This window comes from Vibrio sp. Y29_XK_CS5 (assembly GCF_024181835.1).
In the GTDB taxonomy this organism is placed as follows: Bacteria; Pseudomonadota; Gammaproteobacteria; order Enterobacterales; family Vibrionaceae; genus Vibrio; species Vibrio harveyi.
The window spans coordinates 705,019-728,566 of sequence record NZ_JAMZAM010000001.1 but is presented as its reverse complement, the minus strand read 5'-3'; the positions used below and the strand labels follow the sequence as shown (position 1 = coordinate 728,566).

The following is a 23,548-nucleotide window of genomic DNA, read 5'->3' as shown; positions in this document are numbered from 1 at the left end:
ACAAGTAGCGAGAATTCGAAAATAATTAGAATCGGTATCCATAGCTGAGCATGAATTCTGCTGGCGCACCGTAACCAATCTGGTTCAATCCAGACTTGCCATTGGTGGCACCTAGGATGTATTTCTCATCAAACACGTTGTAAGCGTTTGCTTGGATTTTGTGACGGCCTGTTGTGTAGGCAGCCATCAAATCCACTGTAGTGTAATCACCAAGTGCCACCGCTTCATCGTTACCAGCGTAGCGGTCACCTACGTACTTAACACCACCGCCTAAACGCCAGTTGTCATCAAGCTGATACGTACTCCACAATGAGAACAGATGGTCAGACACGTCATTTGGTTTTTTACCCGTGTCTTTGTCTTCCGCATCAAGGTAGCTATAACCAACTGAGATATCCCATTGCTGCGTGATCTGACCGCGCGCTTCCAATTCGATACCCTGGTGGCGAGCTTCAATCTTATTGATCACATCACCATCGATATTGGTTTGCGGTTGTTCTTGGTCGATTTGGAACACAGCAGCGTTCAGCATCAGAGCGTTGTCTAATAGATAGGCTTTTGCGCCAACTTCTTTCAGGTCGGTATGGAAAAATTCAGCCAGTTTTGGATTGATGTAAATACCAGAGTAAGGTAACTGCCATGAACGCGCTAAACTCGCGTACACAGACATGTCATAGTTAATTCGGTAGACCAAACCAGCACGGTAGCTGACTTTGTTATCGTCGAGATCTTCTTTCGCTGCCCCGGATTTTTGCTGCTCAAGATCCATTGAGTCATAACGCACGTTACCAATCACAGAAAGATCACCAAACGTGTAAACATCTTGAATGTAGATGCCCGCTGTTGTGGTCGTGTTATCACGGAAAGGTTTAAAGCCAGGGTTTGGCGTTGGTCCTACTGTAGGGTTGTAAATATTTTTTGGAGGCAGCGTCTTGTCACTGGCTAAAGTCAAATCAATATTGATCTGGTTATAGTCTGCGCCAATCATCATTTGGTTGGATTCTGTCTCCCAAACTAACTCAGATTGCAGAGTCGTTGTTGTGCGAGGGTCGTAGCCAAAATTGTTCACCGTTTGAGAAACTTCATCACCCACAACAGCACCTTGACGAGTGCCCTTTTGTTCCAGTTCAATGCGGTTGTATGAAGCACGGTTTGTCCAAGCCCATTCATCGTTTAAACGCCATTCATAATTAACTGCAATACGAAGGCTGTCCGATTCTTGGTAGTCATTGGTTCCACCAAAGAACGTGCTTTCTGAAACGTCAACTGGCTTGCCGTTTTTTGATGGCACACCTCGGTAAGGAACTAGCTCTTGATGGGCATATTCAACATCAAAATCAATGGTATGCCCATCAGCAGGCAATACGCGAATCGTCGGTGCAATAAAGAAATCATTAGAATCGACATGGTTTACGTAAGAGTCTGCTTGGCGATACTCTAAGTTAATACGACCATTGACCTTGTCGCTAAATGCCATAGAACTATCAATCTGACCAACAAATTGATTGTTACTGCCAACACTGCCATTCACATTCGTGAAATTGTCACCATTAGCACGTTTGGTCACCAAATTAATGATGCCACCCGCCGAGCCTCTGCCATACAGCGCACCAGCAGGTCCTTTTACCACCTCGACACGTTCAATGTTTGCCAGACTACGGTAGGACTGCAATGTACCGTCATCTCTCATTCCATCACGATACATATCATTAAGGGCGTCGAATCCACGAATCACAAACTGATCTCGGCTACCCTCGCCTAAGGTATTGTTCACACCAGCGACACCATCTAGCGCGTCAACTAAGCGCACTGCTCCGCGATCTTGCATTTCAGTCTTAGTCACAACCGATACCGCTTGCGGAACGTCTAACCATTCAACGTCCGTTTTGGTGCCTGACTGTGGCATGTGCTCGGCGTAACCTTCGTACCTATGACCAACAACTTGTACGGTTTCATTCGCTTCAACGTTTTCTGATGCCGATACACTCGGCACGACTGCCACTGCAGTTAACGTTCCACCTATAGCTAACGCTAATGGGGACAAGGTCAACTTCATTTCCATTTTTTTAATTCCGTTAGTTTATAAAATTGCCAACAGGTGCGAATGTAAACCAATATCATTTGTGTTTGCAATATAAAAATTATGATCTATATTTGTTTGCCCCATGTAACTGGGGAAATAACAAAATAATCAATAAAATCAGAATAATAATAAAACCTTTCCCTAAAATGCCGCGAAAGAGACGCATTGGAAGCCGGCTGTGAGCACGCAGTAACAACGTTAGAAAAATTAGGAAAGTCCCATGAAATCAACGATGATCATCGTGAGTCATGTCGTTAATGATGCAGTCACCCACGGCTTCGTACCTGCAGCAAAAGCGATGGGTCTTCACGTCGTGTTGATCACTGACCATAAGCTCAACCATCTCAAGTTGGCCAGTGAAGATAACCAGTTCACCCCCGATGACATTCTAGAATGTGATGTTTTCAATCCACTTGAACTCATCGAGGTCATCACGGAGCACGAATTACACCCTAGCGCTATTTTTAGTAACAGCGATCATTTGCAAACTTCAACGGCTATCTGTGCTCAATTCTTTAACTTGCCCGCTAAAGACTGGACTGTGACGTTAAAAGCTAAGAACAAGCACCTAACTCGCCAAGTCCTCAATGACAAATCATTGCCAAGCACACCAAGTATCTTGCTGCATCAAGGTGACTCATCGCCTCGCAAGACACTCAATTTCCCTGTCGTCGCAAAGCCAAAGGAAGGCGTTGCAAGTTTGGATGTTCAACGCTGCGACACCGATGCCGCACTTGGGGATTATTGCGATGCATTCTGGCAAAAACACCCAACCACTCCTGTCTTGGTTGAAGAGTTTTTGCAGGGCCCGCTTATCACAATAGAAACATTAGGGGATGGCGATAACTTACTCGCCGTTGGTGGGTTTGATGTCGAACTGTCTGCCCCACCGCACTTTATCGAGATGGCGGCGTGTTGGAATGGTACTCACAGCGTCCAATTTCGTGACGAATGCCTCCGCCAGTTGAAAGTCTTTGGTGTCGGATTCGGCGTGTGCCATAGCGAATTTATTATCACCGATTCCGGTCCCGTGTTGGTGGAGGTCAATTATCGCAGTATCGGAGATGGACGCGAGTTTCTACTTAATAACCTGAGCTATCATCAGTGGTTTAGCACCATTTTAAAACTGCATCTTGGCGACAAACTTGAACTGGACTTCACTATCCAAGGTAGCGCTCAAGTGCACTATGTTGTCGCCGACACGAGCGGAACCATAGCAGGTACATCAACATCTTTCATTCATCAAGAAGGCGATATTGTTACGCAACAACAGGTTCTTAAGCCCGCTGGAGAGCACATCCAACAAAGCTATTCAAACAAAGACTACCTAGCCAGGATTTCCATTAGCTCACCATCCGGACAGTCATTGCAGCCTTCACTCAAACAGGCTCTCGCCACTTTCAACCTTGTGCCAGTCGAAGAGGTAACGGCATGAACGACAACGTTTTATATCTCACCCAGCGTTTAATCGATACGTGTCTACGTGAAGATTTATTTGGTTTAGTTTCTCAAGGCGCTTTCATTAATGCTTTACCCAACAAATTGAACATCAATGCTTATGGCGCAGACCAAACTTGGCTCGCCTTCTCAACACAAGATTTAAATCTTTACTTACCTGTTACGCCTTTTTATTACATGCAGCGATGGGTCTACGGCGTGACTAACCACCATGCGCCAACCTGCTGGTTTGTAGAGAAAAATGGAACCGTTGAATCACAACAACATTACCGCGATTGGATTGAAGTATTAAAAGCTTGTGCTCACGAAAGCTCTCATTCGTTACTCGATGGATATCTACAAGAACTCGAATGTGCGGAAAAGCATAAAGGCTTATGTGACAAAGCACTCGAGCAAAACTCAGCAGCATTGATGCAGCCAATATCGGAACTCAATGGTTGGGAACGTAAACTGTTACAAGCAGACCAAATCGCTTCATATTTGGATCATCCATACTATCCGACAGCTCGAGCAAAATTTGGACTGAGTGATAATGACTTAGCGCAATATGCACCGGAGTTTGCCAAGAGTTTTACTTTGCGTTGGTTAGCCATTGAAAAATCACTAGTGACCTTAACCTCTGCGCCTCCTGAGTGCTGGCCGACAATGGAGCAAGTTGGATTGCCTGCCGACTTCTCACTGAGTCATGACTTGTTCCCTGCTCACCCGTTGACTTTACGCAGTTTAGAGTCACTACCTGAAGGCGTGATTGAAGCGCCACTCGCTTTTCTTGAGGTGACACCAACCTTATCGGTGCGCACTGTGGTAGTGAACCAAACACCGAATGTTCATATAAAAGTGCCACTTATTATGCGTTCATTAGGAACTAAGAACATTCGTCTTATTAAACCATCGACACTGTATGACGGTCATTGGTTTGAGCGTTTGTTAACGCATTTAGAGCAAAGTGATAGTGAGCTAAGTGGCACGCTTTTCCACTGTAACGAAAAGCATGGTGGGCACGTTGGCGATGATAAAACGTTCGCTTACATTGTGCGCGAATACCCTGTTCACCACTGCGAAGACCAAGCATTAGTGCCTGTTGCAGCCCTTGCCAGTCCAATGCCTGATGGTCGCTTATTCCTTGAGCATCTCGCTGAACAATACTACCAGCAAGATACATTGGCTTGGTTTACCGACTACGTTGATCTGTTATGTAAAGTGCATCTGACTCTTTGGTTGCGTTATGGCATTGCTTTGGAATCCAATCAGCAAAACGCCATCATTGCGTTCAATAAAGAAGGCAAAATGACGTTAGCTATGAAGGACAATGACGCCGCTCGTATCTGGCCAAATCGTTTCAAAGCGTTTGAACAGCATTCCCCTGTTCAGTGCGATCAACTACTGGATCAACGAATTAAGGTCGATAATGAACTCGCGTTGGGTCAGATGTTTACCACGATTACGCTACAACTGGATATTGCCGCGATTGTAGAGGCAATGGCAGCGAAAGGGATTGCTTCAAGCGCCTCTTTGTACGCAGTAGTCGCACGAAGCCTCGCTTATTATATCGACTACTTAGGCGCACAAGGTCACGAAACAAAATTGGCACGCGAACTCTTATTTGATTCCCCAGATTTGTACGCCAAATATTTGTTGAGCTCAGGGAGTCTACTTTCCAAAGAAGCATCAGGTGCAAGCGATATCAACAAATATTATGGGTTATCCGCGCCCAACTTCTTGTTGTTAACCAGCGAAGACGCTCAACATGCTTATCTCACTGCCATTAAACAGAGCGTGAGCTAATTAATCATGACCAAACTCATCTACAGCGTACTGCTTTGCCATTTTATCGCTGCATTTGCTGCGTTAGGCATGCCGTTGTTCTTACCGACGGTGTTACCCACTTTTGGAGCCCACATAAATGCAGACTGGGCAGGTGTTTTGTTTATTCTCCCTACCTTCTGCACTGCTATGGCCGCTCGTTTTTGGGGGCAGTTTGCCGACCAATACGGCAGACGCCGTTCTCTACTGCGCGCTCAAGTTGGTCTCGCCGCGGGGTTTATGCTGTGTGGCTTAGCAACAACGCTACCCATGTTTGTGTTTGGTCTCATTATTCAAGGAACGTTTGGCGGAACAATGGCAGCGTCTAATAGCTACCTTTCAAGCCAAATAGAAGATGCGAAAGCGCTGAGTAAAACGCTCAATAAAACCCAACTATCTGCTCGTTTGGCTCTGATAGTGGCACCCATTGGGCTAGGATGGACGTTATCGGAATCCAACCCGCTGAATGCATACCTGTGGTTAGCCGTATTGCCACTTGTGGCATTTGCGATCACGCTTACCCTACCCGTCGATCAAACCGAAACGCCTTCCCCCCAATCGGACGCTCTTGTAGACAAATCTGATGTTATGTCGGACTGCTCGTTACGTGCTCTATATTGGGTTTTTGGCGCTCAGTTTAGCTTTGCTTTCGCTATGGTAGTGACCTTCCCGTACTTCTCGCCTTATGTTGAGCAATACGGCAACGTGAATCCGGCATGGATCGGCTTCTTGTATGCGCTTCCGCATGGTGTTTATCTTGTGTTTGCAACCAAGATTCATGCACTTTCAGAGAAGATCAACCGCCACCAGCAGCAACGTACACTTTGGTTGGGTTTTGCCTTACTCTCTCTCAGTTGCGTCATGCACCTCGTTCAACATGAAGTCTTATTGATCGTAGCTCGCATCGTGTTTGGCTGTGGCATGGTTTGCTGTTACCAAGGTTTACATCAAGCGCTTGCAACCCGACTTAATAGGCAACAATGCGGCAAAGTGTTTTCTCGCTTTGATGCAATGTCTAAATGGGGCGGAGTTGCCGCAGGTCTTAGCGCATCTTCTATTATCCGCTTCTATTCGCTCGACGTTCCTTTTCTCCTTTCTGCGTTGGTCAGTGCTTTGACTCTTATCGCACTGATCATCCATTCTAAATTTGGGCATCAACATGTTACAAACGCCATTGTCTCCAAGTGAAACGCTTGCGAAAAGCCAAGCACAACTCAACAATAGAAAAGCTCAGCTCAACACCATAACGGGCGTCGTCAACTGCTATCTACGCGAATACGCGATCCCTAACAAGCAAGTTGAATGGCAGTACCGTTCAACATCTTTACCACAAACATTGAAGCGTAACTATTCACAACAACAGCGCGTGGGCATTCATCTTCCCCATCAAAACGGTGTTTTGTTGTTGCCTGCTGAGTACGTGAGTCAGCTTGGTAAAGTCAAACTGATTGATATGCCCTGGAGCAAAATGCCGGGCTCTGGATGGCATAAATTAGATGCAATCCAAACACTGACACTGTTACTGAACTATCTAAAACAAGTGTTAGCGATTCCATTCAACAACGAGCTTGTGGCTCAAATGGAAAACAGCCTGTTGGTAACGGAGCAATTTCTAAACGCAAACACAAGACCTCAACAGCACAATGCTTTTATCGCTTCAGAGCAGTCATTGCTTTGGGGGCACTCCTTCCACCCAACGCCAAAAAGCCGTTCCGGCGTGAGTATGGATGATCTATTAGCATGCTCACCAGAAGTGGGAGCCAGCGTCCCGCTATATTGGTTTGAAGTGGATAATACATTGCTCGATGTGCTTCGCTCGGATGAACGTCATACTCCTAAGTCGATGATTGAGCAATTGGCACCAGAAAAGCCGCATTCTGGAGACGCCACCCTCTACCCTTGCCATCCATGGGAGAGCTACACGATCTTGCAAAACCCATTAGTTCAACGAGCGATTGAACAAGGCAAAATGACGCCACTAGGGCTAGGCGGAGAAAAAATGCTGCCGACATCATCGGTGCGTACCATGTACCACCCTGAAACAGAATGGTTCGCCAAGTTCTCGATTAACGTCCGCTTGACCAACTGTGTCCGTAAAAACGCATGGTATGAACTCGATAGTGCGGTGCAATTGAGCTCGATTTTGCATCCGATAAAAGAAAGTGAGCAGTTACAGAATCCGGTTTTCAAAGTGATGACGGAACCTTTTGCCACCACCATCAACTTGGAATCGATTGATTCCGAGCAAAAAGAAGATCTGACGAAAGCCCGAGAGTCGTTTGGTATCCTATATCGAGAAAACCTATCCTTGTGTGAAATTGATGTACTAGAACCAACGTTAGCGGGAGCACTATTTGCCTATGATCGCAATGGCGACAGCTGTATCGCTGCTCAATTAGAAACCAAAGCACAAGCATCAGAAACAACGTACCACGACATCGCGATTTTATGGTTTGAGCGCTACTTACACTGCTTAATTCCCGGCGTATTCAACTACTACTTTAAACATGGCGTCGCATTTGAGCCTCATTTGCAAAACACACTCATTGGGTTTGAAAAAGGCATGCCTTGCTGCGTGTGGATACGCGATCTAGAAGGCACCAAATTGCTTCCAGAATTCTGGTCACCGGAGTCATTGAACCAGCTTTCTGAACGCGCTCGCCAATCGGTTTATTACAGCCGGGAGCAAGGTTGGAATCGTATTGGTTACTGTACCTTCATCAACAACATCAGTGAAGCCATTTTCTTTATTGCGGAAGGAGACCAAACGCTTGAGAAAACGCTTTGGAACTCGGTTAAAAGCGCAATTGTTCGCTGGCAATCCGTCAATGGCAAACAACCTGAGCTTGAATCCTTGATAAACGGCGGCAGTTTCCCGAGCAAAAACAACTTTACTACGCGCTTAATGCAAAGAGCGGATAAAGAATCCAACTACACCCAAGTTCCAGTGCCATGGGCGAATCACCAAGGAGCCAATCATGCTTAATTCTTCACAGCTTCCGTTGCACGTCCAACAAGAAGTTTTGCAATTGGCAGAGCAACACATGCAGCCACTATGTGCCTACCTTTATGACCTAAAGGCGCTGGAGCAACACATTAAACAGATGAAACACGTTCTACCCAAGAATGTTGAGCTGTTTTATGCCGCGAAAGCCAACCCATCAGAGCCAATCTTGAAAACACTCGCGCCTTATGTCGACGGTTTCGAAGCTGCGTCCGGCGGAGAGCTTGCTCATCTGCACGAACAGCAACTCAATATGCCCTTGATCTTCGGTGGTCCGGGCAAAATGCCAAGCGAACTTAAGCAAGCGATTGAGCTCAACGTAGATGCAATTCATGTCGAAAGCCTCACTGAATTGCATCGCATTGGTGCATTAACAGAAAAGCTGAACCGTTCTGCCTCGATTTTTCTACGAATGAACATCGATATTGGCGATATCACCTTAAGCAAACTCGCCATGGGTGGGAAACCCACGCCTTTTGGATTGGATGAAAGCGAGTTAAGTAACGCACTCACTCTGCTGCGTGATTTTCCAAACGTGCACCTAAAAGGTTTCCACTTCCATTTAATGTCTCATCAACTCGAGGTAGATCGTCACCTAGCATTAATGCAACGTTACTTCCAAGTCGTTAAAGCTTGGCAAACACAATTTGAGCTGGATGAAGTAATGATCAACCTTGGCGGAGGTATGGGCATTAACTACCAAAATGATGAGCAGCACTTCCCTTGGATTGAATTTTGCGACAAGTTAGAGTTTTTGATCGCGAAAGAACAAGTTCAAGATTGGAAACTGCGATTTGAATGCGGACGTTACATCTCTGCACCATGCGGCTATTACGTTATGGAAGTGTTAGACATCAAGCAAAACTTAGGCGAGAACTTTGTCATTGCGCGTGGTGGTACACATCACTTCCGCACCCCTGCGGCACAAAGTCACGATCATCCATTTGCGATTTTAGCGAGTAATAAACCCAAAGTCATATCAAAGCCGATTACGCACTCACACGCGACATTCGTCGGTCAACTTTGTACGCCAAAAGACGTTCTTGCTAGAAATCAAAACATTACTCACCTCGATATTGGAGATTATGTCGTGTTCACGCTTGCTGGCGCCTATGCTTGGAACATCTCTCATCAAAACTTCTTAATGCACGAACCTCCACTATTCCACTATTTCTAACACTCGCTATCAAATAGTTCCGCAGAATAAATGGTTCCACAGAATAAGCCCCTATCGCTAGGGGCTTTCATACCGATTTTTTATGGCACATTTCTCATCAAGTTCATGTCACAACTCGTATACACATACTGATTTGCATACTTTCTTGCGGCGATAAAACGCTCAGGCTTTCACAACCAAAGTTATGCGCATCAACATAATGACTTTGAGGCTCAAGGCAAAGGAAGTTGCTTTCACCCGAGGGCTTATAAACTTGCAGGTAACGACAAGGGCTCGACACTAATACCGACACGCCATTTTTGTGCCTTAGCATCGCCCTAACTCCGCTATCACTCATCTGATATCCATTATTGATCCATAAATCGGGCACTGTTTTTTCGCTATTGAAGTTGTAATCTGAAGGTATTTGCCTAACGAAACGATCAGGAAGATTCTGCTTATCTTCAAACCAAAAACCTATCGCCGGGAACTCTACAAGTGTATCTTGCTGAACTGAGAAAAATGGATGGAAGCCAGCCCCGAAAGGAAAAGCATCATCCCCAAGGTTGGTCAGAACCATGGTAACAATAAGGGTGTCATCACACAGTTGATAAGACTGTTTGGCATGGTATTCACATACGCCGTCGATACTTGACGTTAACTCTAATTCCAAAAAGTCATCACCTGCGTTTTTGGTCAGTAATCCCCAATCAGAAATCCATCCATTTCCATGCAAGAAAAACATATCATCGATGGCACGACTAACCGGCAGCACGACTTTATGCCCACGCCAAACAAATTGATTTCCGCGAATACGATTCGCCATTGGCAGCATGGGAAACATACTTGAATCTCCGGCAAAGCCGTTGGAAGTATTGACTCTGGCTCTCAACACATCAAAGGTGAATCCGTTAATATGCTGAAATGAATCAACGCACCCTCCAGCCTCATTCACGACCAACTTCAACTTGCCATTATTCAGAGTGTGAGTAGCCATCGATAAACCTTCACTTCATTATGATATGTTTGTTTATAGCTACTTTATGCAGTTAGATATTCAACAACTGATAACAAAGTCACAGAGATAACTAAACAGAATTTAGTTAGCGCCTTCTACGTTAAACCATCCAAGAGCCATGTTCGAACAATGCCTAACAAACCATTTCAATCTGGCGCCCATAAGGGGTTGAATAATCAAAAAGTTCGACACTACAACTGTCGCCTTGTGATGGCATTGCTGTATAAAAGCAAAGGCATGACCAAATCAGAGTTAGCTCGTGAAACACAACTTAGCATTCCTGCTATTAGTAAGATTGTTGATGCTTTAGTTGAGCAAGGTCGAGCAGAAAACTTCAGTGTATCCAAAGCGACAAAGGGTAACTTTGGCGGCTTGTACAAAGTATCAAGTGATCGCCCTTACACCGTGTGCATGAGTGTTTCTCCTACCCGTATCCAAGCGGTAATGGTCGATAATGAAATGACGCCCTCTTCGGACTTTATTGATCAAGCCATTACCCCACAAACACCTGACGAACTAATTGAGGATATCGTGACGGCTATTGTTGCTTGCCGTCAGTCCAAGCCAAATACTAGTTATCGACTCTCTATTGCCGTACACGGGCAAGTGGATACTCATGTAGGATCTTCCATGCGAATGCCGCAAGCTCCTTGGACACAACCTATCGAGCTAAAATATCTTCTTGAGCAACGCTTGCTCGTTGAGGTCCTAGTCGACAATGATTGCGTCATGCTAGCCTTAGCTGAAAAGTGGTTAGACGGGCATCATGGTGAAGATTTTTGCGTACTCAACGTTGATTACGGTATCGGTTCTTCTTTCTTGATCCACAATGACATATACCGAGGAAAGATGTTTGGCAGTGGGCAGATTGGTCACATTAAAGTCGCGAATAACGGCATCATTTGTGGCTGTGGTCGAGAAGGCTGCTTAGAGACGGAAGCCAGTTCCACAGCGCTTTGTAAGCAATACCTTTCCCGTCAGGAAAACACATCCAAGCTTGTACGTATCGATGACTTTGTATTCGATGATTTTGTTAAGCTGTATCAAAACGACGACCCAATTGCACAGGAAGTTGCAATGCACGCAGCCACAATTCTTGGACAATCTCTCTATAACTTTCTTATCACACTCAACATCAACAAAATCATCTTGTATGGAAACACTTGTGCTCTAGGTGAATGTTGGTTAAAGACAATCACACAACAAACACTCATTAATCCATTCGAAGACGAGAATGCTCGTAAACAAGATCTCACCGTAGTCTCGTTCGGGCATTTAACACAAATTGAGCGAATAGTCGGGATGAGCTACCTATGGGTTGAGCAAGAGTTAGATAACCTCTATACGTAACTCCCAATTTAAGCTTCAAGAAGGTCACCTTAATAGCGACCTTCTTGAAGCTTACTCTGTTATTTTCACTCAATAGAAAGCACTGAGTGAGTTATGCGTTCACCTCTTTACCTACCGCAGCTTCACGAGTAACAAGGATTTTTTCCAGTTCTTCCAAAGAGCGCCCTTTCGTTTCTGGAACGCGTTTGTAAATGAACACAAAACCACAGGCACAAATAACACCGTAAAGTAGGAAGGAACCTGAAGCACCTAACCCCGCATTAAGCAGTGGGAACGTATAAGTGAGTGCGAAACACGCGACCCAAAGTGCCAACGTGCTGACCGACATCGCGGTGCCACGAACCTTATTCGGGAACATTTCAGAAAGAAGAACCCAAGTCACTGGTGCCAACGTCAAAGCATAGATAGAAATCGCGATAAGGACGAGCATCAATACCGGCAAACCAAGCATTCCATAGGCATATGCGGCTGACATCAAACCATAAATCACCGTCAAGCCAGCCGACCCGATAATCATCAACTTACGTCGACCAATTTTATCAACAAAAGGAATCGCCAAAATGGTGAACACGAGATTGATCAATCCTGTTGCAACGATCGACTTCAAGGTATCGTTGATATCAAAGCCTGCAGAGGCAAAGATTTCCTGTGCATAGTTAAAGATGACGTTGATACCACACCACTGCTGGAAAGCAGCAAGAACAACACCGATCACCAAAATTGGCTTCACATCTGGCTTAAACAACGCACTAAACGGAAGTGAACGAGTTTCTGCAGACAAGGTACTTTCGATCTCTTGCACAGTGCGAGACGCATAACTTTCGCTACCAATACGCAGTAATGTAGCTTTCGCTTTGTCTACCATGCCCATTTTTACTAACCAACGTGGAGATTCAGGCACAACAAACATGAGCAGTAAAAACGCAAATGCAGGCACAAGTTCGGCGCCAAACATGTAACGCCAACCCATTTGACCATTCCATGATTGCAAAATATCCGCTTGCGCTGCATTGGAAGCAACAGGCTCCGCAATCAATAAGTTAATGATTTGAGCAGCAAGTACACCAATAACGATGGTCAGTTGGTTTATCGCGACAAATTTCCCTCGTTTATCAGCAGGTGCAATTTCAGCAATGTACATCGGTGACAATGCTGACGCTAAGCCAATACCAACGCCACCTATAATTCGGAACACCACAAACGCATTAAAACTATCGGCAGCGGCCGTTCCCCATGCAGAAATAACAAATAACAGTGCCGCTAAAATTAACGGACGTTTACGCCCATATTTGTCAGACACGGTACCGGCAATAAATGCCCCAACCATACAGCCGATTAACGCTGAGCTCATTGCCCATCCAGACAATGACGCATTCGTAATGTTGAAATAAGCCTCATAGAATGGTTTGGCACCACCAATTACGACCCAATCATAACCAAATAATAATCCACCACAGGCGGCCACCAGACTGATGAGCCATATGTTTCTCATATTGAGTTGATCGCTTGTTTTACGCATAGTAAATCCTTGTAGAGGTACATATCTATTAAAGTTATTGTTTTAGAGTCACCCCAGGTGATAGGTCACCCGGAGTGACCTATCCATTAATTTTGACTGTTACAGCCAAACGCATAGCGATGTTGTGCGATTTCTTTTAATAGATTCGCTTTTGTATGAGCAGGCGCTTGTCCTAACAGTGCCTGCAATGTAAGTTCAAAATCTTCAAATCCATGACGTTCATCTATCAAAGCTAAGCCAAATTGACCCATTGCTTTTACAAATAAACAGTGTTGCTGATGTTCTGTTGTTAAATTGCTATCAAAGACAATTAACGCTGGGAGTGATACAGCAAAAAAGTCGACCTCTACGGGCGCATTCCATTCTGAGTCCGCCCAAGACACCATATCCTCAAACAGTGATACTGCTTGTGCGGTATCTCCCAATTGGTGCATTGCAGCCGCTTGATAGAACAAGTAATCAGCGGGTTGATCGTTATAGTAACGGCTTTGGTTAATCTCTTGTTTACCTTGAGTTGCAAGAGCAAAGTGCTGATTGGCACACTCTCTTTCGCCTAACTCTTGGTAGCAACGCCCTAAGAAATAGTGGATATCATTGTCAGTTTGACCAACGAGGCGACCTTCACCCAAATTTGTTGGATAAGTCAGAGCGTCATTCAATAACTCAAGCGCGTTATTGAAGCTCCCTTGTTGCATAAACTGCAATGCGTATCTCAGCTTATTGACGATGAACTGCCCTGTCACCTTACCTTCTCCCCCTTCCCAAGGGTGGAACTGCCTTGTAGATAAGCATGTCTGTGCAAGTTCGAGCTCACCACAGATGTTATACAAATTAAGCAGCTCTGCAGTTAAGTCATCTCGCTGATTGACCACTTCTAGATTTGCCCTCAAGAAAGCAAGTCGTTCTAATGGCGTATCACCCGCCGCTTTTTTCAAGTAATCCAGTTCATAGAGAACTCGGGCATCGCTCGGAGACAATTCGAATGCTAACCCCATCAAAGAAATCGCTTTATCCAGCTCTCGACGCTTGTTATAGGCATGGACAGATAGATTTCGAAGTACGGGCGCATAGTGTGAGTTGAGCCTTAGTACTGTTTCCCAATGATATACCGCTCTTGAATAACTTCGTTTCGCATAGAAGAAGCAACCCAGTAGATATTGGGTAAAGTAATGCCCTGAAAAAGCACTTAAAACTTCAACTTCGGCTAAGGTATTCGGAAATAAAACATTGTCGTTAAATCGATCGGCAGCGACATCTAATAAGGCTTCCGCCTGTTCGGGTTCATCGACTAAATACGCTTTATAAATCAAACTCATTGAACCAGTGCTCTCGTTCAGAGCTAAGACCGCTTTAGCGCGCTCTTTTGCATCAATCGAAAGATAAAAGTTAATAAGATGAATCGTGTTAGCTTCTCTTTGATTCATAAGTTGCTTAAACGCTGATAAGTCAATATCAGAGCGAGTTAACTGATACTTTTCGAATGAAATGCCATAACCAAGAGGCTGCATCTCACTTTGTTCATCAATAAAACGAAGAGCCTCTGCGTGTCGGTTCAATGCACTAAGCAAAAACACCTTCAATGTTGCAGCTTGGTAGTGAGTACCATTCAGTTCCAGTGCTCTTTCCGCGTATTCTAATGCTTCATTTAAACGGTCTTGCTTTGTGGCAATGCGAGCAGCGGCGAAAAAGCCAGTATCACGACAATTACTACTCCACGTTGCTTTAAATACATCGCTAAAGGCAGAATCAAGACGCCCCAGTTTTTCATTTGCACAGCCACGAAGGTAGCTTGCTCTGCCGCATAAAGGGTTTTTGTTGAGCTTGTGAGCACGCTCCAAAGCGGCATCAGAATATTTAAGTGTGCCTTGATAATCCGCGCGATCATAAGCAAGCGAAGCCATCGCGACGTTGGTTGCATAATGATTTGGGTCGCGTTTGAGGGCTTCTTGGTAGTAGTCCGCAGGATCACTCGTTGCATGGTGATATTGCTGTAAATGCTGTCCAATGAAATACAGTTCTTCTACGCTCGATACATCTTCAGGTTTTTCTGGTGCGGATGCAGGCTCGGGCGTTGGTTCATCTTTAGCGTCAATATGTTCTAGATAGGACAGGCATACTCTTCCATCCTCATTCAAGATTGTGATGGTTAAGCGCGTGCTCTCAGCAAGCGCTATGCGTTCTTCAACCACATCACCTGGAGTCATTGTCAGTTGGTGTTTAGCAAGTACACTCGCTTTGTCCGAAATAACCACCTCGTAGTTGGCAATCTCAGAAATAGCGTAAACTGCCCATTCAACGAAACTCCCGCTTCGATCCAGCTTAATCGCGACTTCCGTGTTCGCATTATGAACGTTGTCTAAATTGCTATATGGAAGGAAATGTTGAGTGAATTTTTTCTCTTCATGACTATCAATCCAAGAAAAATCCGGTTGGTTATCAGTGTAAACCCCAGTCATCAATTCGATGTAAGGTCCATTGCTGTCGGTCAACTGGCGATCCCAGGCTAATCCAAAATCACAGTTTCCCCATGTCCATTGCTTTTTGCCAGGAGAGACATGGTGATTAGCCACATGCAACAACCCTCCTTTCTCATCATGACTGTAAGCGCCAACAAAGTCATAAGCGGACTTATCTGCCATATAAGAAGTAGGAACAGGCAAATTCTTGTAGCGCGAGATGTCCGTACCCGGCGAATAGTCGACTTTGTAATATTCCCCAGTCGCTATTGGGAAATCCGAAACATCTCGTTTGCCATGGTCATATACCGCAGTGACATCTGGTGGGAAGATACTTTGATGATCATCACCACCTTTTACCGCGGGGTTAGACCACCATAGGAACTGTCGAGGAGTATCGTTGCCGTTATATACCTTGCCTGTTATCTCGACAAGCGCCTTGTTCGGATAAAGTTTGAAGCCAGCGGTTACTTGCAAACCGTACATATGTTCAACTTCACCAATCCAAACGGTAACGGCTCCATCTTCATGCTCTTCAATCTTAAAATCTGTAGGCATGAACGTTGTCGGACGATGATGTTGAGGCCAGTTAAACTCGATACCACCAGAAATCCAAGGACCAAGTAGTCCAACTAAAGCCGGCTTAACGACTTCGTTGTAGTAAATAAAATCACGCTTTTTCATCTTGTCGTACGCACGATGAATGCGCCCACCAAGCTCAGGCAATAGCATGATTTTTATATAATCATTTTCGATATATACCGCTTGATATGTCTGTTCTATTTGATGATCAGATATACTGTCGATCACGCCGTAAGGGTATACGGAGCCAGAAGAGCCTTGATAAACACGGTTTTCCAAAAATAACGGATTCGAGTCAACTTTGCCCGTCGGGTAAGTCGGTAAAACAATCTCTTCTACCCATGCTTTTGCATTCGTACTCATAATCTAAAACTACCTGTAAGTCGTTGTGATTGATTTACAGGCAGTATAAAAAGCGAACAGCAAAAAGGATGTATGAAGCAATCACGTGGTTAACTAAACGAAGTTTAGTAATAAATGTGACACTAAGACACTGGCTTTATAGAGCTACGTAAACTAGGTTGACAACCAGTACAAATACGATCAGTTATGTTAGAAACTAAAAATCGATCAAAACATCAAATTTATTTGTAAATAGATCTTCATATAAGTCTTTAGAAATAAAAACATTCCCTTCTTCATTTGTAAAAAATGAACTTTCATCTCGTGATATTGGTTCTAACTTATAATAACCAGACAAAAAATCATCTGGCTTAAAATAACGGATTGATATAACACCCTCAGTTAAATTAAGAGCATCAATATGACATATTTTCCTTTTAACATAATCATTTATAAAAATACTTAATCCGTATGTTTGGGATATATATATATCCGGCTCAACTTTAACAAGTCGGATTTTATAATTATCCAAGCTAACTAGGTCATCAATTTTAAGCTCTGTATAATTCATGACATTTCCCATTCAACTGACCAATCGGAAGCCTTTTGATACTTTGCATATGAAAAACTCTTAACAGAATTGATTTTCTCTATAATTGATTTATGAAAAAAAACAACGATAGATCCATAAGAAGGCTTGAATACCAACCTTTCCTCGATGGGTATTTCTGATAATAGATCAAAGTTAAACCCCTTAACTTCATCCTCTATATCGATAATGTTATAACAATGAAGATAAACAAACTCTTTCTCTTTGATCTTAGCAGGAACAAGTGAGTTTTTGTATAGCATTAATTCTGATAATACTGCGAGAAAATCCAGGTCAAATAATATCTCAGTGTTGACAGAAACATCAAACGGAGCATCGATAGCGCTGAAACTCTTTAAGCTAATACATTCAAAGTTAACATGCATGGTTGTAGATATCGCTTTATCCATTAACAAACTAAATCCACGTTCATCTTCCATGTTTACTACAAAATTCACCTTTGAGTAGTCATTTGATAACACATAATATTCTTCACTAATTGGCATTATATACAACCTTTGAATTTTCTATTTCATAGATAGTTAACAACCTAGAATGGTCACTTGTCATTAAGTCATTTTTATTAAATGGGTAACTGTGCGATCTTGCTTCACATTGACTCCCCTCTTCCTTTAGACTTTCTTTTTCCACACCACCACAGCCAATATTTCCTTTCAAATAATCAGCTCCCGTTTTATGTAAAACGATCTTAAAATTGGTTATATATTTCAATTTTATAGCTGATATGTAATCGATATTAAGTAATACTTTCTTTTGTTCTTCTAAGGAATCACCTGGGCATATCCCCTTACTTAACAAAAGTGAGATCATTTTTTTTATCAGCATTGATGATATTACATGATAAGAAGGCGAGTCTTCAATAGTCGGTATTGCGTCACTAGTATGACTACTATAATGAAGAGGTACATTCAATTGACAAGCGACTTGAGGAGACGTCGGCAAACCAACGATATTCCTCGGATGATTTACATTGTACTTACTAAGAAGCAATAATGTTCTATAGTCACTTTTTAGTGTTTTTAGACTTGCCACTGATATGATGTGATGCCCTGTGATATGACTTGATAAAGCTTTGGAGTGCCAAGGATGTTTATCTGGGTACTTGATACTTGGCTTCAAGACCTTATTAGCAATAGGCCAATAGTCTTTTCGTCCCAAGACACCTTGACTACCAATTTTAATGTTCTTGATTATCTGACTTTTGTTTTCTTTTTCGTATAGCTTTACAGATAAAAGCTTTGCCATTAGCGCTGTCATTATTTTTTCCTAGAGCCTAGCCTTGCCTTGCAAGGGTTGAGTTTGCTTTTCTTATTTTTTCCGCACAACTTACATACATAGTCTGCTTTGTTTTTGTTCTCATTCGCCTTTGCAGAGTTCTTTCCTGACTGAGCAGACTCACCGGTATTATGTTTCACTTTTGCTGGATAAGTTTTCTCGCCCTTACCTAAGATGCGAGCAAAAAGATCATCAAGCTCGCCCATCGCTTCTTTTAGTTTGTCGGGTACCATCTTGTCGATGATTTTTACCTCATCCGCTAACTTCAAGAAATACGCACCAAGCTCGTCTGCGCCCATTCTGTTTGCGTATGAAGCCAACTCAGTTGCCACTTCAATACAAGGTTTTAAAACATCACTAACAATTTGGCTGGTTTGCTTGGCGTAATCCATCCAATCTAACGTGCGCAAGAATTTTTCTGGATCGCCTTTACCCATGCCTCTTAAAACAGCTAACAAAGTATCTTTTGATGTTCCTTTACCGCCTTTTAGCGCAACTTTACACGTACCTTTTACTGCACTACCAAATGTAGGAACACAGCCGACAAGGGTAAGTGAAAGCGCTAACCAGTTTTCGGGCTTATCACGCTCTTCTTCACTCAACAAAGTCATAATGTTCGCAGATAAATCGCGCACGTCAGCGGCTTGGTCGACAACAGGGATCATCGTCAGCGCCGTATTGGCGATGATTTGCTCTACAGAAGTGTCATCGTTGAAATCACCAAGAATCCCCCCCCAAATCCAACTGGCAGCACCTGACATTCGCGTCCAAGCATTTTCCCAGAAGCCAACTTCACCTTTCTTTGTTTCTTCAATGATCAGTTGAGCGTTCGCACTCGGATTAAAGTTCGGATTGGTCTTAGTTGGCACATTCGGCATAAAGTCTCGGCTGTCCTCGCCGTACTCAATGGCAAATTCACCCGGAGCAATGCCACCGACCGAAGCCTTACCGCTGTTATCCAATGTTCCTTCAAATACGGCGCCAGATTGGTCGGTTAGAGTATAAGTTGCGCCTTGAACAGGTTCACCGTCTGAGTATGAGAGGTATAAGTCAACTGTATAGGTCCCTTCCTGCTCTTCCGTAACAGAAACCGATGGGTTTTGTGCGCCGCCAAGACACATGGTATTGGCTTTGTTCATGGTCATTTGGTCGGACAGGCGACATACGCCCTTACCTTCAAACTTAACCGTTGATGAGGCTGAGATAAATGTTGCTTCGGCTTCTATGGTACCGGATGCGATGCCTTTTTTATCGCCGCCCGCATCACCGGTACTTTTTGAGAACGTACTGCCTTTGATTGCGACACTGTTGCCGCCATCCATTGAGATAGTCGTTGTGCCACTAGCAAGGTCTGCTGATTTAGCATTGTTGCCATAAGGGATAGGAACGATCGGCTTGCCGACCTTCGGTAAAAACACTTAAGAAGGTGTATTTACATGACTTATAGATTAAATCTAGTATTAAATGAAAAAGCGCCTTTCGGCGCTTTCTATACATCTCTTACCCAAACGTCTTTGACGTCTTTTTTCAGAAGGTCAATCACACTTTGGTGAATAAAAACTAAGCCAAAATCTTCTTCTAGTTTAAATATTAATCGTTCCTCTAAGGGAATATTTTCTAATTTAGAGAAGTCAAACTCTGTTGACTCGATATCTAACCAGTTCAACTTACCGTATTGTTTTTCTTTATCCGTCAATTTATAAGTTTGATGGATGTAAGGCATACGATAATCTTCATAAACTTTAATTTGATCATCTGTTGGTTGGCTTGGAGAACAATCGACACGAGCATCTAACCACTCTACTCCGTGTACGACCAGTTTCTCCACTTTTGACGCAATATCACTGATGATAAATAGCTTTGGAGAAAAAGTCATTTCCAAAAGCAGATCAGGCTCTACCGGCACTATTGGCTTAGGGCTTTGTTGGAATGGAAAGTTAGTTAATCTTTGCTTTGTTAAAATAATATAGTCTTCTTTCATTATTTTTCCCTAAAACTTAGGTGCACGCGTAGATGTATTCTTCTTCATTTTCCTAACTAGAGAAAATCTTGAATCATTACTAATCAAATCATAGATTTCTGGAGCAAAAAATACTGCAGTATCCGCTCCTTCAGCCCTATAAACCACCCGTTTATGGAAAGGGATATTTAATATTTTTTCTGGACTTAGAAACAATCGGTGGACGATTAAGTTCCCACTGTTTGGTGATACTTCTATAACGCTTCGTTCAAAGTCGACAACATCTTGAATGTTGTTTAAAGCTAATATGTATCGCTCAGTGATTTCTCCGTCTTTAGTCAATAAGGATGCCGGATAAAACTCAACGCCATAAGGGTCAAAACTCATTACAAGTTCTGCAAGTTCTTTCGAAACACATATGTCGCCATTATCCGATATCGGGTGAACCATGGAGGAAGTTATGTTTTTGTCCTCCCATCTTATTGGATTCTCCGAACTCGTTGGGTGAAAATTATTTGTACTATATAGAAACTCTCGGTCATCCACACTTTGGAATGCCGATGAACTTCTCATAAAGTCCTCAGAGATTACCGAAAACTCCATCTTATACCTCTTTATTGTTTGGTAATTATCTGGCTTTGCTCTCTTACACTCATCAGGCGATATTTTCCAGGTATATAGCTAAATGCATCTACCGTTTCTTGTTCAGGAACTCGCTTTTTGAGCTTAAAGAGTGATCTAAAGCGCTTTGTGTAATGCGTATGCCGGACACCTTTTTTAATACAACGCACACACCCTTTATCACCCTCTTCCATTAGTTTCCCTTTACTTATTAACAAAAGGTCAAAACTTGCTATATCACCGAGGATTTCAATAGAAACATCATCTATTGTATCAATATAGCTTTTAGGTAACGTGTCACAATTGATTGATTTGAGCCTTAAAGCCAATTTTTTAGCAACAACTTTATGGTATCCGAGTACACCATTAAGTGATTGAACATCTTCTTTAACGGACTCTTCAGTAACTGGATTTGTTGCCAAGCTTGCCAAATCGCCCTCAACTTCCTCGCCAGTTCTATCCTCATAGTGTGCAATTAAGTCACTGTCAGTATGCCCGGATTTGTGTAGCGGTACACTATATTGACAAGATATTTCATCTACAGTTGGCAAAATTACCAAGTTTTTCTGATGATTCACATCATACCCTTTCCTCACTATTTGTTGCTGCCTAGCTTCGGACAGCCGAGATAGCGTGTCACAAGATACAACGTGATGGGATGCAACAGATCTTAATTTGAAGTTTAATGGGTGGCGCTTTTTAGCTTTTGAGTCTCTCAAACTTCTGCTTCGTGCCCACTTGCCTTTACCTTCTCTTATTGGCATAGATCTTACCTTTTAACTATATCTAGCTTTTAATGCGTCTTTACACTGACCGTTTTTCTTCCCTGCAATACGGCGACAAATCTTACACCTAACAGGTTTCTTATCTTTGTCCTCATTCGCCTTTGCAGAGTTCTTTCCTGACTGAGCAGACTCACCGGTATTATGTTTTACTTTTGCTGGATAAGTTTTCTCGCCCTTACCTAAGATACGAGCAAAAAGATCATCAAACTCGCCCATCGCTTCTTTAAGCTTGTCCGGTACCATCTTATCGATGATTTTTACCTCATCCGCTAACTTCAAGAAATACGCACCAAGCTCATCTGCGCCCATTCTGTTTGCGTATGAAGCCAACTCAGTTGCCACTTCAATACAAGGTTTTAGAACATCACTAACAATCTGGCTGGTTTGCTTGGCGTAATCCATCCAATCTAACGTACGCAAGAATTTTTCTGGATCGCCTTTACCCATGCCTCTTAAAACAGCTAACAAAGTATCTTTTGATGTTCCTTTACCGCCTTTTAGCGCAACTTTACACGTACCTTTTACTGCACTACCAAATGTAGGAACGCAGCCGACAAGAGTAAGTGAAAGCGCTAACCAGTTTTCAGGCTTATCGCGCTCTTCTTCAGTCAACAAAGTCATAATGTTCGCAGATAAATCGCGCACGTCAGCGGCTTGGTCTACGACAGGAATCATCGTCAGCGCCGTATTGGCGATGATTTGCTCTACAGAAGCGTCATCGTTGAAATCACCAAGAATCACCCCCCAAATCCAACTGGCAGCACCAGACATTCGCGTCCAAGCATTTTCCCAGAAGCCAACTTCACCTTTCTTTGTTTCTTCAATGATCAGTTGAGCGTTCGCACTCGGATTAAAGTTCGGATTGGTCTTAGTTGGCACATTCGGCATAAAGTCTCGGCTGTCCTCGCCGTACTCAATGGCAAACTCACCCGGAGCAACGCCACCGACCGAAGCCTTACCGTTGTTGTCTAGTGTTCCTTCAAATACGGCGCCAGATTGGTCGGTTAAAGTATAAGTTGCGCCTTGAACGGGTTCACCGTCTGAGTATGAGAGGTATAAGTCAACCGTGTAAGTCCCTTCCTGATCTTCCGTAACAGAAACCGATGGGTTTTGTGCGCCGCCAAGACACATGGTATTGGCTTTGTTCATGGTCATTTGGTCGGACAGGCGACATACGCCCTTACCTTCAAACTTAACCGTTGGTGAGGCTGAGATGAATTTTGCTTCGGCTTCTATAGTGCCGGATGCGACGCCTTTTTTATCGCCGCCCGCATCACCGGTACTTTTTGAGAATGTACTGCCTTTGATTGCGACACTGTTGCCGCCATCCATTGAGATAGTCGTTGTGCCACCAGCAAGGTCTGCTGATTTAGCATTGTTGCCATAAGGGATAGGAACGATCGGCTTGCCGACCTTCGTTAAACAAACATCTGGGAGCGTTGCATTCGCTTCACCACCTGAGCCTTTATGAACTATCGAAAGTCCATTTGCACCAACTGTTACGCCCATAACCAATCCATTTGAAT

18 protein-coding genes are annotated in these 23,548 nt (G+C 43.6%); 6 read left to right on the top strand and 12 right to left on the bottom strand.

Annotated elements, in window-relative coordinates:
- Positions 1–25: 25 nt before the first annotated feature.
- Positions 26–2,062, bottom strand: coding sequence for a TonB-dependent siderophore receptor (locus NL647_RS03225; protein WP_188014255.1), 2,037 nt, complete (start codon positions 2,060–2,062; stop codon positions 26–28).
- Between the two features lie 241 nt (positions 2,063–2,303).
- Between NL647_RS03225 and NL647_RS03220 the strand changes: the two genes are divergently transcribed.
- From NL647_RS03220 to NL647_RS03200, 5 genes are read left to right on the top strand one after another with little or no spacing between them, the layout of a single operon-like run.
- On the top strand, positions 2,304–3,518 hold the full coding sequence (locus tag NL647_RS03220; RefSeq protein WP_253649620.1) for an acetyl-CoA carboxylase biotin carboxylase subunit family protein: 1,215 nt from the start codon (positions 2,304–2,306) through the stop codon (positions 3,516–3,518).
- Entirely contained in the window at positions 3,515–5,326 is a 1,812-nt protein-coding gene (locus tag NL647_RS03215) for an IucA/IucC family protein (RefSeq protein ID WP_253649619.1), read from the top strand. The genes NL647_RS03220 and NL647_RS03215 overlap by 4 nt, the downstream gene beginning before the upstream one ends.
- A 6-nt stretch (positions 5,327–5,332) precedes the next feature.
- A complete protein-coding gene (locus NL647_RS03210) occupies positions 5,333–6,532 on the top strand; it encodes an MFS transporter (protein WP_053050966.1) in 1,200 nt (399 codons plus the stop codon).
- Positions 6,504–8,330 carry an IucA/IucC family siderophore biosynthesis protein gene (locus tag NL647_RS03205; protein ID WP_061066348.1) on the top strand — a complete coding sequence of 609 codons (1,827 nt, stop codon included), beginning with the start codon at positions 6,504–6,506 and terminating at the stop codon, positions 8,328–8,330. Before NL647_RS03210 ends, NL647_RS03205 begins: the two co-directional genes overlap by 29 nt.
- A complete protein-coding gene (locus NL647_RS03200; RefSeq protein ID WP_253649618.1) occupies positions 8,323–9,525 on the top strand; it encodes a type III PLP-dependent enzyme in 1,203 nt (400 codons plus the stop codon). Before NL647_RS03205 ends, NL647_RS03200 begins: the two co-directional genes overlap by 8 nt.
- A 103-nt stretch (positions 9,526–9,628) precedes the next feature.
- Here the strand turns inward: NL647_RS03200 and NL647_RS03195 are convergent, their stop codons facing one another.
- Positions 9,629–10,501: an aldose 1-epimerase gene (locus tag NL647_RS03195; protein WP_253649617.1), complete on the bottom strand. Its 873-nt coding sequence runs from the start codon at positions 10,499–10,501 to the stop codon at positions 9,629–9,631.
- A gap of 150 nt (positions 10,502–10,651) precedes the next feature.
- On the opposite strand from NL647_RS03195, the gene NL647_RS03190 reads away from it, so the two are divergent.
- The gene (locus NL647_RS03190; RefSeq protein ID WP_253649616.1) at positions 10,652–11,872 is read left to right on the top strand and encodes an ROK family transcriptional regulator; all 1,221 of its coding nucleotides are present in this window, start codon (positions 10,652–10,654) and stop codon (positions 11,870–11,872) included.
- A gap of 91 nt (positions 11,873–11,963) precedes the next feature.
- Here NL647_RS03190 and NL647_RS03185 read toward each other — a convergent pair whose 3' ends face one another.
- From NL647_RS03185 to NL647_RS03140, 10 genes are all read right to left on the bottom strand, one after another.
- Positions 11,964–13,391: a sugar porter family MFS transporter gene (locus NL647_RS03185; RefSeq protein ID WP_005449432.1), complete on the bottom strand. Its 1,428-nt coding sequence runs from the start codon at positions 13,389–13,391 to the stop codon at positions 11,964–11,966.
- An 86-nt stretch (positions 13,392–13,477) separates the two neighbouring features.
- The gene (locus NL647_RS03180; RefSeq protein ID WP_253649615.1) at positions 13,478–16,792 is read right to left on the bottom strand and encodes a DUF5107 domain-containing protein; all 3,315 of its coding nucleotides are present in this window, start codon (positions 16,790–16,792) and stop codon (positions 13,478–13,480) included.
- 196 nt (positions 16,793–16,988) lie between these two features.
- The gene (locus tag NL647_RS03175; protein ID WP_069218595.1) at positions 16,989–17,342 is read right to left on the bottom strand and encodes a hypothetical protein; all 354 of its coding nucleotides are present in this window, start codon (positions 17,340–17,342) and stop codon (positions 16,989–16,991) included.
- Entirely contained in the window at positions 17,339–17,866 is a 528-nt protein-coding gene (locus NL647_RS03170; RefSeq protein WP_017188937.1) for a hypothetical protein, read from the bottom strand. The genes NL647_RS03175 and NL647_RS03170 overlap by 4 nt, the downstream gene beginning before the upstream one ends.
- Complete coding sequence (locus tag NL647_RS03165) at positions 17,856–18,638, bottom strand: AHH domain-containing protein (protein ID WP_017188936.1); 783 nt, start codon at positions 18,636–18,638, stop codon at positions 17,856–17,858. Before NL647_RS03165 ends, NL647_RS03170 begins: the two co-directional genes overlap by 11 nt.
- Positions 18,638–20,074, bottom strand: coding sequence for a PAAR-like domain-containing protein (locus tag NL647_RS03160; RefSeq protein WP_253649614.1), 1,437 nt, complete (start codon positions 20,072–20,074; stop codon positions 18,638–18,640). The genes NL647_RS03165 and NL647_RS03160 overlap by 1 nt, the downstream gene beginning before the upstream one ends.
- A 71-nt stretch (positions 20,075–20,145) precedes the next feature.
- Positions 20,146–20,637, bottom strand: coding sequence for a hypothetical protein (locus NL647_RS03155; RefSeq protein WP_253649613.1), 492 nt, complete (start codon positions 20,635–20,637; stop codon positions 20,146–20,148).
- 9 nt (positions 20,638–20,646) lie between these two features.
- Positions 20,647–21,219, bottom strand: a complete 573-nt coding sequence (locus tag NL647_RS03150) for a hypothetical protein (protein WP_005437957.1) — start codon at positions 21,217–21,219, stop codon at positions 20,647–20,649.
- 11 nt (positions 21,220–21,230) lie between these two features.
- Positions 21,231–22,001 (bottom strand): AHH domain-containing protein, encoded by a 771-nt coding sequence (locus tag NL647_RS03145; RefSeq protein ID WP_253649612.1) that lies wholly within the window; start codon positions 21,999–22,001, stop codon positions 21,231–21,233.
- Positions 22,002–22,013: 12 nt separating this feature from the next.
- Positions 22,014–23,531, bottom strand: coding sequence for a PAAR-like domain-containing protein (locus NL647_RS03140; RefSeq protein WP_253649611.1), 1,518 nt, complete (start codon positions 23,529–23,531; stop codon positions 22,014–22,016).
- Between the last annotated feature and the right edge of the window lie 17 nt (positions 23,532–23,548).

What these genes read in the sequence shown, in the direction of transcription:
- NL647_RS03225 (WP_188014255.1), bottom strand. Translation starts at nt 2,062, where the DNA reads ATGGAAATGAAGTTGACCTTGTCCCCATTAGCGTTAGCTATAGGTGGA.
- NL647_RS03220 (WP_253649620.1), top strand. Translation starts at nt 2,304, where the DNA reads ATGAAATCAACGATGATCATCGTGAGTCATGTCGTTAATGATGCAGTC.
- NL647_RS03215 (WP_253649619.1), top strand. Translation starts at nt 3,515, where the DNA reads ATGAACGACAACGTTTTATATCTCACCCAGCGTTTAATCGATACGTGT.
- NL647_RS03210 (WP_053050966.1), top strand. Translation starts at nt 5,333, where the DNA reads ATGACCAAACTCATCTACAGCGTACTGCTTTGCCATTTTATCGCTGCA.
- NL647_RS03205 (WP_061066348.1), top strand. Translation starts at nt 6,504, where the DNA reads ATGTTACAAACGCCATTGTCTCCAAGTGAAACGCTTGCGAAAAGCCAA.
- NL647_RS03200 (WP_253649618.1), top strand. Translation starts at nt 8,323, where the DNA reads ATGCTTAATTCTTCACAGCTTCCGTTGCACGTCCAACAAGAAGTTTTG.
- NL647_RS03195 (WP_253649617.1), bottom strand. Translation starts at nt 10,501, where the DNA reads ATGGCTACTCACACTCTGAATAATGGCAAGTTGAAGTTGGTCGTGAAT.
- NL647_RS03190 (WP_253649616.1), top strand. Translation starts at nt 10,652, where the DNA reads ATGCCTAACAAACCATTTCAATCTGGCGCCCATAAGGGGTTGAATAAT.
- NL647_RS03185 (WP_005449432.1), bottom strand. Translation starts at nt 13,391, where the DNA reads ATGCGTAAAACAAGCGATCAACTCAATATGAGAAACATATGGCTCATC.
- NL647_RS03180 (WP_253649615.1), bottom strand. Translation starts at nt 16,792, where the DNA reads ATGAGTACGAATGCAAAAGCATGGGTAGAAGAGATTGTTTTACCGACT.
- NL647_RS03175 (WP_069218595.1), bottom strand. Translation starts at nt 17,342, where the DNA reads ATGAATTATACAGAGCTTAAAATTGATGACCTAGTTAGCTTGGATAAT.
- NL647_RS03170 (WP_017188937.1), bottom strand. Translation starts at nt 17,866, where the DNA reads ATGCCAATTAGTGAAGAATATTATGTGTTATCAAATGACTACTCAAAG.
- NL647_RS03165 (WP_017188936.1), bottom strand. Translation starts at nt 18,638, where the DNA reads ATGACAGCGCTAATGGCAAAGCTTTTATCTGTAAAGCTATACGAAAAA.
- NL647_RS03155 (WP_253649613.1), bottom strand. Translation starts at nt 20,637, where the DNA reads ATGAAAGAAGACTATATTATTTTAACAAAGCAAAGATTAACTAACTTT.
- NL647_RS03150 (WP_005437957.1), bottom strand. Translation starts at nt 21,219, where the DNA reads ATGGAGTTTTCGGTAATCTCTGAGGACTTTATGAGAAGTTCATCGGCA.
- NL647_RS03145 (WP_253649612.1), bottom strand. Translation starts at nt 22,001, where the DNA reads ATGCCAATAAGAGAAGGTAAAGGCAAGTGGGCACGAAGCAGAAGTTTG.
- NL647_RS03140 (WP_253649611.1), bottom strand. Translation starts at nt 23,531, where the DNA reads ATGGGCGTAACAGTTGGTGCAAATGGACTTTCGATAGTTCATAAAGGC.